The organism is Rhizobium sp. N122 (genome assembly GCF_002211295.1).
Classification (GTDB): domain Bacteria; phylum Pseudomonadota; class Alphaproteobacteria; order Rhizobiales; family Rhizobiaceae; genus Rhizobium.
In genome coordinates this window covers 135,481-152,744 of the sequence record NZ_LOKU01000003.1, presented here as the reverse complement: position 1 = coordinate 152,744, position 17,264 = coordinate 135,481, and the positions used below count along the sequence as shown (strand labels likewise).

At 61.9% G+C, this 17,264-nt stretch carries 12 protein-coding genes; 5 read left to right on the top strand and 7 right to left on the bottom strand.

What is annotated here, in order from left to right; all coding sequences use genetic code 11:
• Positions 1 to 271 precede the first annotated feature (271 nt).
• Complete coding sequence (locus ATY75_RS03615; protein WP_064839875.1) at positions 272 to 1,159, top strand: hypothetical protein; 888 nt, start codon at positions 272 to 274, stop codon at positions 1,157 to 1,159.
• 110 nt (positions 1,160 to 1,269) lie between these two features.
• Here ATY75_RS03615 and ATY75_RS03610 read toward each other — a convergent pair whose 3' ends face one another.
• Entirely contained in the window at positions 1,270 to 1,722 is a 453-nt protein-coding gene (locus ATY75_RS03610; protein WP_088936489.1) for a GatB/YqeY domain-containing protein, read from the bottom strand.
• Between the two features lie 270 nt (positions 1,723 to 1,992).
• Here ATY75_RS03610 and carA point away from each other — a divergent pair, with 270 nt between their 5' ends.
• Positions 1,993 to 3,198 (top strand): glutamine-hydrolyzing carbamoyl-phosphate synthase small subunit, encoded by a 1,206-nt coding sequence (gene carA, locus ATY75_RS03605; protein WP_088936529.1) that lies wholly within the window; start codon positions 1,993 to 1,995, stop codon positions 3,196 to 3,198.
• 177 nt (positions 3,199 to 3,375) lie between these two features.
• Here the strand turns inward: carA and ATY75_RS03600 are convergent, their stop codons facing one another.
• A complete protein-coding gene (locus ATY75_RS03600; RefSeq protein WP_088936488.1) occupies positions 3,376 to 5,082 on the bottom strand; it encodes an adenylate/guanylate cyclase domain-containing protein in 1,707 nt (568 codons plus the stop codon).
• Between the two features lie 324 nt (positions 5,083 to 5,406).
• Here ATY75_RS03600 and ATY75_RS03595 point away from each other — a divergent pair, with 324 nt between their 5' ends.
• Positions 5,407 to 5,727: an antibiotic biosynthesis monooxygenase gene (locus tag ATY75_RS03595; protein ID WP_088936487.1), complete on the top strand. Its 321-nt coding sequence runs from the start codon at positions 5,407 to 5,409 to the stop codon at positions 5,725 to 5,727.
• A 17-nt stretch (positions 5,728 to 5,744) separates the two neighbouring features.
• Here the strand turns inward: ATY75_RS03595 and ATY75_RS03590 are convergent, their stop codons facing one another.
• The 3 genes from ATY75_RS03590 to ATY75_RS03580 all read right to left on the bottom strand — a co-directional run bounded on the left by ATY75_RS03590 (position 5,745) and on the right by ATY75_RS03580 (position 9,942).
• Positions 5,745 to 7,148, bottom strand: coding sequence for an MATE family efflux transporter (locus tag ATY75_RS03590; protein WP_064839880.1), 1,404 nt, complete (start codon positions 7,146 to 7,148; stop codon positions 5,745 to 5,747).
• 145 nt (positions 7,149 to 7,293) lie between these two features.
• On the bottom strand, positions 7,294 to 8,538 hold the full coding sequence (locus ATY75_RS03585) for a TCR/Tet family MFS transporter (protein WP_064839882.1): 1,245 nt from the start codon (positions 8,536 to 8,538) through the stop codon (positions 7,294 to 7,296).
• A gap of 483 nt (positions 8,539 to 9,021) precedes the next feature.
• Positions 9,022 to 9,942, bottom strand: a complete 921-nt coding sequence (locus tag ATY75_RS03580) for a neutral zinc metallopeptidase (RefSeq protein WP_088936486.1) — start codon at positions 9,940 to 9,942, stop codon at positions 9,022 to 9,024.
• A 282-nt stretch (positions 9,943 to 10,224) separates the two neighbouring features.
• Between ATY75_RS03580 and carB the strand changes: the two genes are divergently transcribed.
• Positions 10,225 to 13,713 carry a carbamoyl-phosphate synthase large subunit gene (gene carB / locus ATY75_RS03575; protein WP_088936485.1) on the top strand — a complete coding sequence of 1,163 codons (3,489 nt, stop codon included), beginning with the start codon at positions 10,225 to 10,227 and terminating at the stop codon, positions 13,711 to 13,713.
• Between the two features lie 115 nt (positions 13,714 to 13,828).
• Here the strand turns inward: carB and ATY75_RS03570 are convergent, their stop codons facing one another.
• Positions 13,829 to 15,280: a UdgX family uracil-DNA binding protein gene (locus ATY75_RS03570; RefSeq protein ID WP_088936528.1), complete on the bottom strand. Its 1,452-nt coding sequence runs from the start codon at positions 15,278 to 15,280 to the stop codon at positions 13,829 to 13,831.
• Positions 15,280 to 16,512 carry a putative DNA modification/repair radical SAM protein gene (locus ATY75_RS03565; protein ID WP_088936484.1) on the bottom strand — a complete coding sequence of 411 codons (1,233 nt, stop codon included), beginning with the start codon at positions 16,510 to 16,512 and terminating at the stop codon, positions 15,280 to 15,282. The genes ATY75_RS03570 and ATY75_RS03565 overlap by 1 nt, the downstream gene beginning before the upstream one ends.
• A gap of 266 nt (positions 16,513 to 16,778) precedes the next feature.
• On the opposite strand from ATY75_RS03565, the gene greA reads away from it, so the two are divergent.
• Positions 16,779 to 17,255 carry a transcription elongation factor GreA gene (gene greA / locus ATY75_RS03560; protein ID WP_049736238.1) on the top strand — a complete coding sequence of 159 codons (477 nt, stop codon included), beginning with the start codon at positions 16,779 to 16,781 and terminating at the stop codon, positions 17,253 to 17,255.
• Positions 17,256 to 17,264 lie beyond the last annotated feature (9 nt).

Genomic DNA, 17,264 nt, shown 5'->3' with positions numbered 1-17,264 from the left:
AAAGCGATCCCCGAGCGAAGCACCATCCCTACCCCCGGCGCCGCTTCGCAAGGGTGCCTTTGCAAATACCCTCCGGCTTGGGCCTCGGCCCTGCGTTTGCCGGCGGAAGCAAAGAGCAAGAAGGCAGGAGCGCCCCCAGCTCCTGCCTTCTTAAATTTTAGCTTCCCCTGATACAAATTCCCTTTTGAAATTAACTGATTATTGACAAAACCGTTGACAGGCGACGCTTGCGTGAAAGAAGTATGCGCCGAACTCCCTGGACGCCCTCCACATGGCCTTTACCGCTGAAACTCTTGCAGCAGACGATCGATTTCTCGCTGCGATCCTGCATTGCGCCGATCAGATGCTTTCGATCTATCGTGAGAGCCCGCGCATCGCCTCGATTTTCGCCGCGCAGCAGCGCTGGCTGATGGCCCATGCCGGCTTTGCGCTTCATTACGGCGATCCCGACGACGGCAGGAGCGGCCTTTATTCCGGCCGCTTCATCGATTTCGCGGTCAGGAACGACATCGCCAGCCGCAATACGGCGGCGGCCTTCATGCAGGAAATGCTGGCCTATCGTTTCCTGCGGCCGGTTCCCGGCCCCGACAAGCGCACGCGCTATCTGGAGCCCACGGAAACCGCCGAGCAGCATTTCACCCGATGGCTCCTCGCCCATCTGATGATCCTCGACAGCCTCGACGGCGGTCAACGCGCCGGCAAGGTCACCGCCGATGCCTCGGCGATGATGGCCGCGATCCAGCCGCGGATCGCCAAGGCGATCATCGGCAGCGAACGGGTGCGCAACCCTGGCCCCACCTTCAATCTCTTCAACTGGGCAAATACCGGCGGTCTGGTAATGGACTACCTGATCTCGCGCCTGCCGGAATTTCCCCGGGGGGCCGAACGCGTCGCGGTCGGCCCCCTGTCGCTCAGGGAAATCCGCGAACAGTTCATGATCTCCAACACGCACCTGAAGCGGCTGCTGACGCAGGCAGCGGCCATGGAGAGCGTCGGCTGGACAGGCCCCTCCCGCAAGGGCGATTTCTGGCTGTCGCGCCGTTTCATTCTCGAATACTGGAATTATCAGGCGGCGAAATTCGCCATCATCGATGCCGCGGCCGAAGCGGTGCTCGGGCCTGCGGTCCTGGACGAACCGCAGGCAAGACGCGTCGTCTGAGCCGGCTTAAAGCGCGTCGCGATTTTTCAGATTCGCTCCTTGCGCTTTAACCCTTTATTTTGATGCATGTCGTTGTGCCGGAACCGCTGCACACTTCCGGGCGACATGCATTAGCTCAGCAGTTCCTTGACGGTCGCCGACGCCTTGGCGAAATCCATCTGGCCGGCATAACGCTCCTTGAGCGCGGCCATCACCTTGCCCATGTCCTTGGCGCCGGCAGCACCGGTCTCGGCGATGATCGCCGACACATTGGCGCGCACTTCGCTGTCCGAAAGCTGCTTCGGCATGAAATCTTGAATGACGGTGATTTCGGCACGCTCCTTGGCGGCGAGCTCCGGCCGCGAGTTCTCCTCGTAGATCTTTGCCGATTCGTCGCGCTGCTTCACCATCTTGGCGAGGATCTGCAGGATCTCGTCGTCGCTCGCCTGCTCCTTGCCGGAGCCGCGATTGGCGATATCGCGATCTTTGACCGCGGCCTGAATCAGCCGGACGGTGGAAAGCCGCTCCGCATTCTTGGCCTTCATCGCCTCTTTCAGCTGGGTGGCGAGTTGATCGCGCAGCATGGTCTTCACTCCTGTTTTGATGCCGCTTCATAAACCACGCTGATGCGGCGGATCAAATAAATTGCGCGGTCGCCGCGATAAAGCGCAGGAAAACGGCGGCAATCCCGGTTACAAAGATTGACGCTCAGCGATTGCGTGGCTATTTACCGCCACCTGCACCAAAATTCGTGATCAGGCCTGACGCGCGCGGCATAGCCGTGCCCACACGCCTGCGAGATCAAATGGCGACGAGCGCGGCAACGCGCACCGACCGCCGGAAACGGGATGAAGATGACCGCGACAGCACCCTGGACAATCGAAAAGCCGACCGCCCTGCTCATTCTTGCCGACGGCACGGTCATCGAAGGCAGGGGCATCGGTGCCACCGGCAAGGTCCAGGCCGAAGTGGTCTTCAACACGGCGCTGACCGGCTACGAGGAAATCCTGACCGACCCCTCCTATCTCGGCCAGATCGTCACCTTCACTTTTCCCCATATCGGCAATATCGGCACCAACGATGAAGACATCGAGGATCTGACGCCTGCCGCCCGCCACGGCGCCGTCGGCGTCATCTTCAAGGCCGACATCACCGAGCCTTCGAACTACCGCGCCGCCAAGCATCTCGACCAATGGCTGAAGGCGCGCGGCGTCATCGGTCTCTGCGGTATCGACACGCGGGCCCTGACCGCCTGGATCCGTGAGAACGGCGCCCCGAACGCGGTGATCGCCCACGATCCGAACGGCGTCTTCGACATCGAAGCGCTGAAGGCCGAAGCCAAGGCCTGGAGCGGCCTCGAAGGCCTCGACCTTGCCAAGATCGCCTCCTCCGGCCAGTCCTCGCAATGGACCGAGACGCCGTGGGTCTGGAACGAAGGGTACGGCGAACTCGCCGCGGCGGACGCCAAATACCACGTCGTCTGCCTCGACTACGGCGTCAAGCGCAACATTCTGCGGCTGTTTGCCGGTCTCGACTGCAAGGTCACCGTCGTGCCGGCCGCAACGAGCGCCGAAGACGTGCTCGCCATGCAGCCGGACGGCATCTTCCTGTCGAACGGCCCCGGCGATCCGGCCGCAACCGGCGAATATGCGGTGCCTGTGATCAAGACGCTCGTTAAGACCGATATCCCGGTCTTCGGCATCTGCCTCGGCCATCAGATGCTGGGTCTCGCCCTCGGCGCCAAGACCGAGAAGATGCATCAGGGCCATCACGGCGCCAACCACCCGGTCAAGGATCATACGACCGGCAAGGTCGAAATCGTCTCGATGAACCACGGCTTCGCGGTCGACTCGAAGTCGCTGCCCGATGGCGTTGAAGAGACTCATATTTCGCTTTTCGACGGCACCAATTGCGGCCTGCGCGTGCTCGGCAAGCAGATCTTCTCCGTCCAGCACCATCCGGAAGCCTCGCCCGGCCCGCAAGACAGCCACTATCTCTTCCGCCGCTTCATCAACATGGTGCGCGAAAAGAAGGGCGAACCGGCGCTCGCCGAACGCTGATTTCAAGAACTGCCGATTTCGCAAAGGCCCGCCAAACCGGCAGCCGAGACTCGGGCGGGTTGACGCGTTTTGTCGAGCGTCTGAAGACGCGCGGCACTGCGATCCAGACCGTCGTTTCGCGCAGCGCATATCCGTTGATCAAGTCCTCGAACGCGCCGGGATTGTTCCCACTCGCTGTCACGTCTCCGGCAGGCCGGCCTTTCGAAAGCCGTCGACAAAGTGGTCTCGTACGGAGCCATCGCGCAGCGGCTGGGAGCTCAGCCAATGGCCGATCGTGAAATGAGGGTGGGCGATCAGGAACAATTCTGCTTCTCGGCGCGCGTCCTCACTGTGGCCCAACTGCGCAAGCGTAGCAGCCAGGAATTTGCGTGAGTTGGTACGATAGGTGTCTTCCCTGCGGAGCGTAGCGCTTGCCGCCTCATAGTCACGCGCGGCGTATTGCGCCTGTCCAAGATGACAAAGATACCAGCAGGCTGGACGGGGATTGAGCCGCAGAGCTTTTTCGATCTGCGCCAGTCCGTCGGCAACCCTGCCGTCCAGCACTGAAATATCAGACATGGCGGCCCAGGTGTCGGCGTGGTTGGGGTCCAGCTCCAGGGCCTTGGCGAAGGCGGCCTCCGATTCCTCCCATCGCCGCTCATAGGCCAAAATGGTCCCCAGGACGTAACGGCAGCCGGCATCGTTGGGATCGAGCTCGACCGCCTTCTGCGCTGATGTCGTCGCCATCTCCCGGTTAGGATCTTCGGGCTCGCCGAAATGAGTCCAGGCCAGCCAGCGGTTATAGGCGAGCAGCCCGAGCGCCTCGGCATATGATGGCTCGAGCTTGAGCGCGCGCTGGAGGAGCATATAGGCCTCACGCTCGGTTTGCGGCGACTCTTCCGTCAGGAGGCGGGCGCGCGCACACAGATCGTACGCCTCAAAGTTCTTCGGCCGATTGCGCGGCGTCGGGATGGTCAGCCGGCCGACGAGGGCTTCAACAATCTTGGCGTTGACTTCATCCTGTAATTCGAAAACATCTTCCAGCGTCCTGTCGAACCTCTCGGCCCACAAGTGCTGGCCGCCAAGCGCGTCGACCAATTGAGCATTGATGCGGACACGGCCCATTGCGCGTCTGGCGCTCCCCTCCAGGACGTAGCGGACGCCGAGTTCCTGGGCGACCCGCCGTACGTCGACCGGCTTGCCCTTGTAGCCGTAGACGGAATTGCGCGCGATGACGAACAAGCCAACCGTACGGGAAAGGTCGGTGATCAGGTCTTCGGTCAAGCCGTCGACGAAAGGCGCGTCCGCTTCATTCCCACTCATATTCGTGAACGGCAATACGGCGATCGAGGGACGGTCGGGCAGCGGCAATATGCTCCGCAGCGCATCCGGCCAATGCCACACGTGGACTGGGCGAGTGAGGTTCTTCAGGTAGCGTTCGCCTGCGTCGAAGAACCGGTCGCCGATCTTGCCGATGATCTCGCCGTGAACGCCGGCTGAAATGCAGATACCTCCCGGCGCGGCCTGTGTCTCCAGGCGCGCCGCGACATTGACGCCGTCGCCGAGGACGTCTGAACCGTCGTCAATGACATCTCCCAGATTGACGCCTATACGCAAAAGCAGGCGTTGATCTCCGGAAGCGTCGACAGCAGTGGTGGACCGTTGCATTTCCAACGCTGCTTCGACCGCGTCCACCGCGCTAGCGAATTCGATTAGGAAGCCGTCGCCCACGACCTTGAAGATGCGACCGTTGTGGCGCATCACGGCCGGCTCGATAACGCCAGAACGGAGTTCCCTGAGGTTATCAAGCGTCGCGACTTCATCAGCCTCCATCAGGCGTGAATATCCCACCACATCGGCAACGACGATGGCGGCAAGGCGACGCTGAAGAGATTGATCCGTCATGTGAGGACAAGCCCAACGACCGACTTCATAAGTTATTGCTCAACCGCGGGTGAGTCAACAAATGGTTAAGAGGTGATGTCCAGGCGATCTCCACCTCCCTTGAGCCGTCATCCTTCTTTGTGACCGACTGCGTCGAGGTAGACGATCCAGTTGTCGAAAACCACGACATAGGAAGCAATGCCGTCACTCTGGAACACGACGGCTTCAGGAAGCGGTCGCCCGGCAATTCCAAGTTAGTGACCGGACGTCTTCGCTACCATATTGACCTCAACCATAGTTGAGGAATTACAAACGCCCGAAGACATTTGATGCAGGGGAAAATGGATGAGCGGAGCTTTCTTTCGTGTCGACAAATTCGTCGTGCCGGCTGCGGCACGCGAGGAATTTCTCGTCAAGGTGATGATGACCCACAAGCTGCTGGAAACGCAGGAAGGTTTCATCGATCACAGGGTATTGGAGCAGGTCGCCGGTCCCGGCGAATTCAATTTCGTCACCATTGCCGAATGGGAAAATACCGAGGTCGTCGAGCGTGCGCGGATAGCCGTGGCGGCCGCCCATAGGGCCGCAAATTTCGATCCGCAGGAAATGTTCGCACGTCTCGGCATTCGAGCCGATATCGCCAGTTACAAGCCTGTCGCGGCCTGAGGGTAAAGACGGCCGGCTCAGGCGCCTGAAGTCGCTCCTTCCCGGCGAAGCAGAAGATAAAACCGCCAGCAGAGCATGACGGCGGCCGCCGCCAGCCCGACGAGGAAACCGAACCAGATGCCGATGCCGCCGAAGCCCAGCGGGAAGGCGAAGGCCCAGGCGAGGAAGAAGCCGATCGGCCAATAGGCAATCAACGCCATGATCATCGGCACCCGCGCGTCTTTCAGACCGCGCAGCAATCCGTTGGCGACCACCTGCAGCCCGTCGACCAGCTGGAAAAGCCCGGCGACGACGATCAGTGGTCCGGCATAGGCAAGCACCGCTGACGCCTCAGGCGAGTTGACGTCGAGGAACCAGCTGCCGAGGAATTGCGGCATGGTGGCAAAGAGCACCGAGCCGACCGCCGAAATGGCGCAGGCAAGGATCAGCACCATGATCGACGCCCGCACCAGCCCATCGTAATCGCCCTGCCCGTGCGCGACGCCGACGCGCACCGTCGCTGCCTGGCTGAGGCCGAGCGGGATCATGAAGGCGATCGAGGCCCATTGCAGGGCGATGCCGTGAGCGGCGAGCTCGATGGTGCCGATATAGCCCATCAGGAGCGATGCCACCGTGAACAGGCTGACCTCGGCAAGCACGGTGACGCTGATCGGAAAACCGAGCCGGAGAACCTCAAGCAGCGCATGCCAATCAGGCTTCCAGAACCGCACGAAGATCTCGTAGCGGCGTGTCTCCTCCCGCTTCTGGACGAAGGCAAGAATGAAGAGAAAGCCGGCCGTCTGCACGACGACTGAAACGATCGCAGCACCCTCGAGCCCCATCGCCGGAAAGCCGAAATGGCCGAGCACCAGGGCATAGGCGAAGATCGCGTTCAGCACCAGCGTGGCGATGGTGACGTTGAGGATGATGCCCGCCTTGCCGATGGCGCTGACCAGGGCCCGCATGACATTGAAAAGCAGCGCCGGCAGCACGCCGAACTGGCCGATCATGATGTAGCCATGGGCGAGCTTGGCCACCTCCGGCTTCTGTTGCGCGAAGAGAAGGATCTGCTCCGAATTGAAGAAGGCGGGCTGCATGATGACCCAATATGCGATCACCACCCAGAGACCCATGCGCAGCGCCCGGCGCACCGAGACGACGTCACCGCGGCCATAGGCCTGCGCCACCATCGGAATGACGGCGATGGCAAAACCGGAGCCGAAGATCAGGATCGTGAACAGGAACTGCGCCGAAAGCACCATCGCCGCCAGATGCTCGGCGCCGAGGCGACCGACGATCATCACGTCGGTGGTGTTGATGCCGAGCTGGGCGAGCTGCGCGCCGATCAACGGAATGCCGAGCGCCAGCGTTGCACGGAAATGTGCGCCCCAACGATTATCGGTTGTCGGCGCAAGCCTGCGCGCGTCGATCGGCGTGTCCATGACACCTGGTCCTGTGATTGAAATATGCGCCGCCGCACAATTTGCGGAGAAATATCATCGGGATTTAGAGGAAAGCCCCGCAAAGAACTACCCCAAAACAGGCAGATGATGAAAAATTCATCATCGCATCACCATTTCTGATTGATCAGCCCGCCACCTCAAGCGCCTCGGCCGGCTGACGGACCCGGACCCGCACGAGGAACACGCCGGCGGCTACCAGGATGAACAGGGCGGCGGTCAGATAGGGCGCGCCGGCAAAAGTGACAGGCGCTTCGGGCCGGGTGAAATAGCTGAACAACTGCGTGAAGATGAGCGGCCCGACGATGGTGGTGATGCTGCTCAGACTGGTCAGCGCCCCCTGCAACTCGCCCTGCGCCGAGGGCGGCACCTTGCCGGCGGCAATGCTGCGCAGCGGCGGATCGGCGACGTTTTCCATGACGGTCGCGACGATGACGACATAGACCACCCAGCCCTCCCAGGCGAAGGCATAGCCGGTAAGCCCTGCGGCCGAAAAACAGAGGCCAAGAAGCGCTGTCTTCCATTCGCCGAGCAGAGGCACGATACGCGGCAGGACCAGTCCCATCACCAGCGCCGCGCCGATGCCGTAAATACCGAGCGACAGACCGATCTGCCCCTCGCTCCACCCGTAGCGATAGGTCGAGACGAAGGACCAGACGGAGGGATAGACGGCATGCGCCAGGAAGAACAGGAACATGACGAGGCTGACCCAGCCGATGCCCGGATAATGGCGCATCTGCCGCAGCGCGCCGAGCGGATTGGCGCGCTTCCACTCGAAGCGGCGGCGATTCCTAGCCTCCAGCGTTTCCGGCAGCAGGAAGCAGGCGGCGATGAAATTGACGAGCGAGAGTGCTGCTGCGCCGAGAAACGGCACACGCGGGCCAAATTCGCCGAGGAAGCCGCCGATGACCGGACCGATGGTGAAGCCGACGCCGAAGGCGATGCCGATCAGCCCGAAATTCTTCGCCCGGTTCTCCTCGGTGCTGATATCGGCGATATAGGCCGAGCAGGTGGCGAAGCTGCCGCCACTGATGCCGGCAAGCACACGGCCGACAAACAGCATCCAGAAGCTGGTGGCGATGCCGCAGATGAAATTGTCGATCGCGAATGTCAGCACCGACAGCAGAAGGATCGGCCGGCGGCCGAACCGGTCGGAGAGGTTTCCGAGCAGCGGCGCGAACAGGAATTGCATGCCGGCATAGACCAGCATCAGCCAGCCGCCGTCGATCGCCGCATCGCTGACGCCGCCGCCGGTCAGCTGCTCCAGATAGGCCGGCAGCACCGGCATGATGATGGCAATGCCGATAATGTCGAGGAAGAGGATGATGAAGACCAGGAAAAGGCCGCGGCGGACGAATTTGGGGTCAAGCATGAGGCATCTCTACAGCGGTTGGTTCTGAAAAGACGATCTCGTCGCCGAGAAAGTGACATAGCTCAGAAAAGAAACCGAAACAATCCGTGAACATTTCAAAGTTTTTGATAATGCAGAACGGGAAGTTCATGAGAGGGATCAACCGGAGGGCGCGGCGTGTGATTGTGGGAATGAGGAGAGCAAGGGCATTGCCACGATTCCCTTCTCCCCAGCGGGGGTCCGAAGGACGGGTCGAGACCCGTGGCTTGACCCCGGTCAATGCCGGCAGGCAGATGAGGGGTGAGCGATAGAGCCGCGAATGCGCGGCGCGCAAGCGAAGGGCAACAATGAATGTTGTGCCGTGCGGCCCATCCGACCCTTCGGGGCACCGACCGGGGTTGAGCCACGAGTCTCAACCCGTCCTTCGGACCCCCGCTGGGGAGAAGAGGGGAGAAAACAGCATCAGGCGTTTTCGGGGCCGTCACGAAGAAGAATGTTTGGCCCTCAAACCGGCCCCGAAAACGTATCGCAAGCCGACAGCTGGCCGCTGTCGAAGCCGCGCTTGAACCATCTGACGCGCTGTTGCGAGGTGCCGTGGTTGAAACTTTCGGGCACGACGTAACCCTGCGACCGTTTCTGCAGCGTATCGTCGCCGATCTGCTGGGCGGCATTCAGAGCTTCCTCAAGGTCGCCCGACTCCAGCAGGCCCTTCTGCTGGGTAAATTTGCCCCAGATGCCGGCGAAGCAATCGGCCTGCAGCTCGACGCGCACCGACATCTTGTTGGCCTCCTCCTCGCTCATGCGCTGGCGGGCCTGGTTGAACTTCGGCAGGATGCCGAGCAGGTTCTGCACGTGGTGGCCGACCTCGTGGGCGACGACATAGGCCTCGGCGAAATCGCCCGACGCGCCGAACCGGTCGGAAAGCTCCTGGAAGAAAGCCGTGTCGAGATAGACCTTATGATCTTCAGGGCAGTAGAACGGACCGGTCGCGGCAGAGGCAAAGCCGCAGGCCGACTGCGTCTGGTCTGAGAACAGCACCAAGCGAGGCTCCTCGTAATCCCTGCCCTGCGCCTGGAAGATGCCAATCCAAGTATCCTCGGTTTCGGCAAGCACGGTGCGCATGAAGGCGGTCATCTCGTCATTGGCGGGCGTGCGGGTGCCTTGCGACTGGCTCTGCTCGTAGCCTGGACCGCTCGACATGCCGCCGCCTTCGAGCACCTGCAGCAGATCGACGCCCATCATCTTGAAGATGAAATAGATAACGACGAGGAAGATGATCGTGCCGATGCTCAAGCCGCCGCCGGCACGACGAACGCCGCCGCCGGAGGGAAAGTTAAAGCCGCCGCCGCGGCCGAAACCGCCGCTGCTCGGATCGCCGCGGCGATCCTCGACGTTGTCGGACTGACGCCGGCCTCTCCATTCCATCTTCGTTCTCCCCGGCAATGCCCGTGATTGCACTTCAGGAATCTATATATCCGTCGACGGCCGGAATTCCAGCGCGTTCATCGGGGGGTGGTAATCGCTCCTGACGAAATAGTCTTCCGCACCATGTTGGATTCCTGTCGATTCCGCGATTTATGGGGTTCCGTTTGCAAATACATTTGCCTATAAGCCGCTTCTAGCCTGAAAAGACCTCAATGCGCGACCCGACCCGGTGATCTCCCACCCTGGCCGGCTTTTTGCGCAGCCAGATAGTGGATATCGCCCATGCCGAAGCGCCAAGACATCAAATCGATCCTCATCATCGGCGCAGGACCGATCGTCATTGGCCAGGCATGCGAGTTCGACTATTCCGGCACCCAGGCCTGCAAGGCACTGAGGGAGGAAGGCTACCGCGTCATCCTCGTCAATTCCAACCCGGCGACGATCATGACCGATCCGGGCCTTGCCGACGCCACTTACGTCGAGCCGATCACCCCCGAGGTCGTCGCCAAGATCATCGCCAAGGAGCGCCCGGATGCGCTGCTGCCGACCATGGGCGGCCAGACGGCTTTGAATACCGCGCTTTCGCTGAAGCGCATGGGCGTGCTCGACCGCTACAATGTCGAGATGATCGGCGCCAAGCCGGCCGCCATCGACATGGCCGAAGACCGCGCGCTGTTCCGCGAGGCGATGGCCCGCATCGGCCTGGAAACGCCGCGCTCGATGCTGGCGAATGCCACCGACATCAAGGACCTCGACCGCAAGACGCACGAAGCCGAGCGCAGCAAGCTGCGCGAGAGCCTCTCCGGCCCGGACCTCGACAAGGCGCTGGATGAACTGGAAAACCAGTGGAACCTCGGCGAGAGCGATCGCAAGCAGCGCTACATGAACCACGCCGTGGCGATTGCCGCTCAGGCGCTCGATCATGTCGGCCTGCCGGCGATCATCCGCCCGTCCTTCACGTTGGGCGGCACCGGCGGCGGCATCGCATACAACCGCTCGGAATTCTTCGAAATCGTCGGCGGCGGCCTCGATGCCTCGCCGACGACCGAAGTGCTGATCGAAGAATCGGTGCTCGGCTGGAAGGAGTATGAGATGGAGGTCGTCCGCGACACGGCGGACAACTGCATCATCATCTGCTCGATCGAGAACATCGACCCGATGGGCGTCCACACCGGCGATTCGATCACTGTAGCCCCGGCGCTGACGCTGACCGACAAGGAATACCAGATCATGCGCAACGCCTCGATCGCGGTGCTGCGCGAGATCGGGGTCGAGACCGGCGGCTCCAACGTCCAATTCGCCGTCAACCCCAAGGACGGCCGTCTCGTCGTCATCGAAATGAACCCGCGTGTGTCGCGCTCTTCGGCGCTGGCTTCCAAGGCCACCGGTTTCCCGATCGCCAAGGTCGCCGCCAAACTCGCCATCGGTTATACGCTCGACGAGTTGGACAACGACATCACCGGCGGCGCAACGCCTGCCTCCTTCGAACCGTCGATCGACTATGTCGTCACCAAGATCCCGCGTTTCGCCTTCGAGAAATTCCCTGGCGCCTCGCCGGTGCTGACGACCGCGATGAAATCCGTCGGCGAAGTCATGGCGATCGGCCGCACCTTCGCCGAATCGCTGCAGAAGGCGCTGCGCGGCCTCGAAACCGGCCTGACCGGCCTCGACGAAATCGAGATCCCCGATTCCGAGGAAGGCGAATCCAGCCACAACGCCATCCGCGCCGCAATCGGCACGCCGACCCCGGATCGCCTGCGCATGGTTGCCCAGGCGCTGCGTATGGGCCTCAGCATCGAAGAGGTGCATGAGGGCTGCAAGATCGATCCCTGGTTCATCGCCGAACTCAAGAATATCGTCGATATGGAGGCCCGCATCCGCGAGCACGGCCTGCCTGAAGATGCCGCCAACCTGCGCATGCTGAAGGCGATGGGCTTTTCCGACGCCCGTCTGGCGACGCTCGCCGGCAAGCGCCCCAAGCAGGTCGCCGAACTCCGCAACGGCCTGAACGTCCGCCCGGTCTTCAAGCGCATCGATACCTGCGCGGCCGAATTCGCCTCGCCGACCGCCTATATGTATTCGACTTACGAGACACCCTTCGTCGGCGCCGCCCGCTCCGAGGCCGAAGTGTCCGACCGCAAGAAGGTCGTCATCCTCGGCGGCGGCCCGAACCGCATCGGCCAGGGCATCGAGTTCGACTATTGCTGCTGCCATGCCGCCTTCGCGCTGAAGGATGCGGGTTACGAAGCGATCATGATCAACTGCAACCCGGAAACCGTCTCGACCGACTACGACACGTCGGATCGCCTCTATTTCGAGCCGCTGACGGCCGAGGACGTGATCGAGATCCTGCGCGCCGAGCAGGAAAAGGGCGAAGTCGTCGGCGTCATCGTCCAGTTCGGCGGCCAGACGCCGCTGAAGCTTGCCGAGGCGCTCGAAAAGAACGGCATCCCGATCCTCGGTACCGCGCCTGATATGATCGACCTTGCCGAGGACCGCGACCGTTTCCAGAAGCTTCTGATGAAGCTCGACCTCAATCAGCCGAACAACGGCATCGCCTATTCGGTCGAGCAGGCCCGCCTGGTCGCCGCCGAGATCGGCTTCCCGCTGGTCGTGCGCCCGTCCTATGTGCTCGGCGGCCGCGCCATGCAGATCCTGCATTCGGAAGGCCAGCTGCAGACCTATCTGCTCGACACGGTTCCGGAACTGGTGCCCGAAGATATCAAGCAGCGTTATCCCAACGACAAGACCGGCCAGATCAACACCCTGCTCGGCAAGAACCCGCTGCTCTTCGACAGCTACCTCAGCCACGCCATCGAAGTCGACGTCGACTGCCTCTCCGACGGCACCGACGTCTATGTCGCCGGCATCATGGAGCATATCGAGGAAGCCGGCATCCATTCCGGCGACTCCGCCTGCTCGCTGCCGCCGCGCTCGCTGCCCGTCGAACTGCTCGACGAGCTGGAGCGCCAGGCAAAGGCGATGGCCAAGGCGCTCAATGTCGGCGGCCTGATGAACGTCCAGTTTGCCATCAAGGACGGCACCGTCTACGTTCTCGAAGTCAATCCGCGCGCCTCGCGCACCGTGCCCTTCGTCGCCAAGACGATCGGCGCGCCGATCGCCAAGATCGCCGCCCGCGTCATGGCCGGCGAAAAACTCGATGCGACCTTTGCCGCCTACGGCCAGAAGCCCGATCCGCGCAAGCTCACGCATATCGCCGTCAAGGAAGCCGTCTTCCCCTTCGCTCGCTTCCCTGGCGTCGACACCCTGCTCGGCCCGGAAATGCGCTCGACCGGCGAAGTCATCGGCCTCGATACCGATTTCGCGCTGGCCTTCGCCAAGTCGCAGCTCGGCGCCAGCGTCGAACTGCCGCGTGACGGCACCGTCTTCGTCTCCGTCCGCGACGAGGACAAGGCGCGTGTGCTGCCGGCGATCCGCATTCTCGTCGAACAGGGCTTCAAGGTGCTGGCAACCGGCGGCACCGCCCGCTTCCTCGGCGAAAACGGCATCACCGCCACCAAGATCAACAAGGTGCTGGAAGGCCGTCCGCATATCGAGGACGCGATCCGCAACCGCCAGGTCCAGCTCGTCATCAACACCACCGACGGCAACAAGGCGATTTCGGATTCGAAATCGCTGCGCCGCGCGACGCTGATGCAGAAGGTGCCCTACTACACGACCATGGCCGGCGCCGAAGCAGCCGCCCAGGCGATCAAGGCGCTGAAGGCCGGCAATCTCGAAGTGCGGCCGCTGCAGAGCTACTTCGCCTGAGGTTGAAGCAATTCCAGCAAATCTGCGCCCGCGGTTTTGCGTCCGGAATTGCGCAAAAAACAAAGAACAGCGTCACCGCTCGATGAGCGGTGACGGGACTTAAAGCGGAATCACTTTATCCGGCTGACGTCATAAGCCGATGAATCTCCAACATATCCTGACGAAAGCGCGCCATCTCCTCCACCTTCAGCCGCTCGTCGGGAATGCGCAGAAGATAGGAGGGATGCACCGTCACGAAGAGCGTACGCCCCCCTTCGATCGCCATCGCCGTTCCCCTGACGTCCTGCAGGCGCTCTTTCATATCGGTCAGCGCCGCAAGCGCCGTCGCCCCCATGGCGACGATCAGCTTCGGCTTGATGAGTGTCAGCTCCTGATCCAGCCACCAGCGGCAATGTTTGACCTCGCCCATATTGGGCTTTTGGTGAATGCGCCGCTTGCCGCGCGGCTCGTATTTGAAATGCTTGACTGAGTTGGTGACGTAGACCATCGAACGGTCGATGCCCGCCTCCGCAATGACCTGATCGAAAAGCTTGCCGGCCGGCCCGACGAAAGGGCGCCCTGAAATATCCTCCTGATCGCCCGGCTGCTCGCCGACGAACATCACCGCCGCATCGCGCGGCCCCTCCCCGAACACGGTTTGCGTGGCCTTGGCGTGAAGCGGACAGCGGGTGCAGGCGGCAGCCTCGGCGCGCAGGGATTCCAGCGTGCCGGCCGGCGCTTCGGGTTCTGTGGGAAGGTTGCGCGCCGCCTGCTGCAGCCGGTCGTGAAAGGGCAGCGATTGCGTTGCCTCCCTTGCCGCCATCTCCCGCACCTTGCTTTCGGCCGATGCGATCAGACCCGGAATGAGATCGGCCTCCGGCAGGTTCTTCCAGTATTTTTTCGGCATTTCCGCGTGCATTGCCTTCAGCTTCAGCCGCGCCGGGTTGAAGATGCTCGCATAATAGGTGCGCCAGAGATCGTCGGTGGCATCGGTGAGATTGGGCTTCTCGCACGGCGCGTCGTTCATCGTCAGCCGTTCGCCGTCCCAGGCCGCCGAGCCCTTGGGCGTGGCGATCAGCCAGTCCATGTCGGTAAAGCGCCTCTGGAAAAAAGGCGCGGTACGCCGGACAATATGATGGTCCGGCTCGAACCAGGCGATGAATTTTCGCCGTCCTGAGGAAACCGCGCCGACCTCCTTGAAGCGGACGAAAGCCGTCATCTTGTGGGCGTCGCGATGCACATTTTTTGCCATCAGCCGGGCCCGCACGACATCCTCGTCGGAGGCCACCTCAAGCAACTGCCGGTCCAGCTGCAGCCGCCAGAGCAGCCGGTAAAGCAGCGAGAAGCGCGCCGGGTCGCAATGGCAAAGCACCGTCTCCGCAAGCTCGATAAAGGCCGGCGGCACCGTCATCGGCTTGCGTGTCACAGGCGCCGGCGGCATGGCGTCGCGTTGGAATGCAAGATCGGCCTCCGCGCTTTTTTCCCGCCAGTCGATCTCCTCGGGCACTATGCCGGCGGCCGCGAAGGCGCGCGCGGCATCACGCCATTCGGCAAGGTCGCCCCGTCCTGCAAGCACGACCCGGCGCATCATAGCAACGACAATTGTTCAGGCTTCGGCTCGAACATGGCGCGAAGGTCCGGGCGGTCGATCAGCCGGCGCGGCGACCAGCCTTCCGCCGAGATGAAGGACTGTACCTTCTTGATCGAAATGCCGAGCCGCGAGAGATCGTCGAGCCGCAGGCGGCGAAAACGGCGGGCCGAAACAATCGCCTTGACGGTCTTGGTGCCGAGACCGGGCACGCGCAGCAAGCGTTCCCGCTCGGCTTTGTTGATATCGACCGGAAATTCGGCGCGGTTGGCGAGCGCCCAGGCAAGCTTCGGGTCGAGGTTCAGATCGAGCATCCCGTCCGTCTGGCTGGCGGTGATCTCGTCGATGCCGAAACCATAGAACCGATAGAGCCAGTCGGCCTGATAGAGCCGGTGTTCACGCATCAGCGGCGGCTTGATCAGCGGCAGGTTTTTCGACGAATCCGGGATCGGGCTGAAGGCGGAATAATAAACGCGCCTCAGGCCGTAGCTGCTGTAAAGCCGGCCGCTGGTCGCAAGGATCGTCGCATCACTCGCGCCGTCGGCGCCGACAATCATCTGCGTGCTCTGGCCGGCCGGCACGAAGCGCTGACGCTTCTTCGTGCGCAGCGTCGGCTCGCCTGCGGCCTCGATCTTCAGCCTCAGATCGCCCATCGATCGGCGGATATTGGCAGGCTTCTTTTCCGGCGCGAAGCGGCTGATGCCGTTATCCGTCGGCAACTCGATATTGAGCGACAGCCGGTCGGCAAAAAGCCCCGCCTCCTCGATCAGCCGCGGCGAAGCCTCGGGGATCGATTTCAGATGGATATAACCGCGAAAATTATGGGTCACGCGCAATTCGCGGACAATGCGGACCATCTCTTCCATCGTGTAATCGGAAGAGCGGATAATGCCGGAGGACAGGAACAGCCCCTCGATATAGTTGCGCCGGTAGAATTCCAGCGTCAGCCAGATGACTTCCGCGGGCGTGAAGCGCGCCCGTTCGACATTGCTCGACGAACGATTGACGCAATAGGCACAGTCATAGATGCAGAAATTGGTCAGCAGTATTTTCAGAAGCGAGATGCACCGCCCGTCCGGCGCATAGGCATGACAGATGCCGGATCCCTCGGTCGAACCGAGCCCGCCGCTTGTTCCCGAATCGCGTTTCACCGTGCCGCTGGAGGCGCAGGAAGCATCATATTTGGCGGCATCTGAAAGGATTGCCAAGCGTTCTGTTAGCGACTTCTTCATTAGTGTGTTCACTATATGTTCTATGGCGCAAAGTCAACCGCGATCATCCCCGCCTTGACCGCGTTTTTCGGCGGGACACCGGCTGTCGGGGCGGCTTGCATTTCGTCCATGCGAATTTTCTGGAAATCGGCCTTGGCGATCTGCTATAAGCACTTAACTAGGATTGTGGCACGGTTCCGAAGCTCCCCTTCGGGACCTGTTTTCTTTTGTGTGTGCCGGACTGCGTCAAGCAGGGCTGGCGGATACAGGGAGTGAAGGACAGAAAAATGGTTGATAAGGTACCGATGACACAGGGTGGTTTCGTCAAGCTGCAGGAAGAGCTGCGCTGGCGTCAGCAGGAGGAGCGCCCGCGAATCATCGAGGCGATCGCCGAAGCCCGTGCTCATGGCGACCTTTCCGAAAACGCCGAATATCACGCCGCCAAGGAAGCCCAGAGCCATAATGAAGGCCGCATCAGCGAGCTGGAAGACCTGACGGCGCGCGCGGAGGTCATCGACCTCACCAAGATGTCGGGCGACAAGATCAAGTTCGGCGCCAAGGTGAAGCTCGTCGACGAGGACACCGAGGAAGAAAAGACCTACCAGATTGTCGGCGACCAGGAAGCCGACGTCAAAGCCGGCCGCATCTCCATTTCCTCTCCGATTGCGCGCGCGCTGATCGGCAAGGAAGTCGGCGATTCCATCGAGGTCAACGCGCCGGGCGGCTCCAAGGCCTACGAAATCCTCCAGGTTTCCTGGGGCTGATCGCCCGCC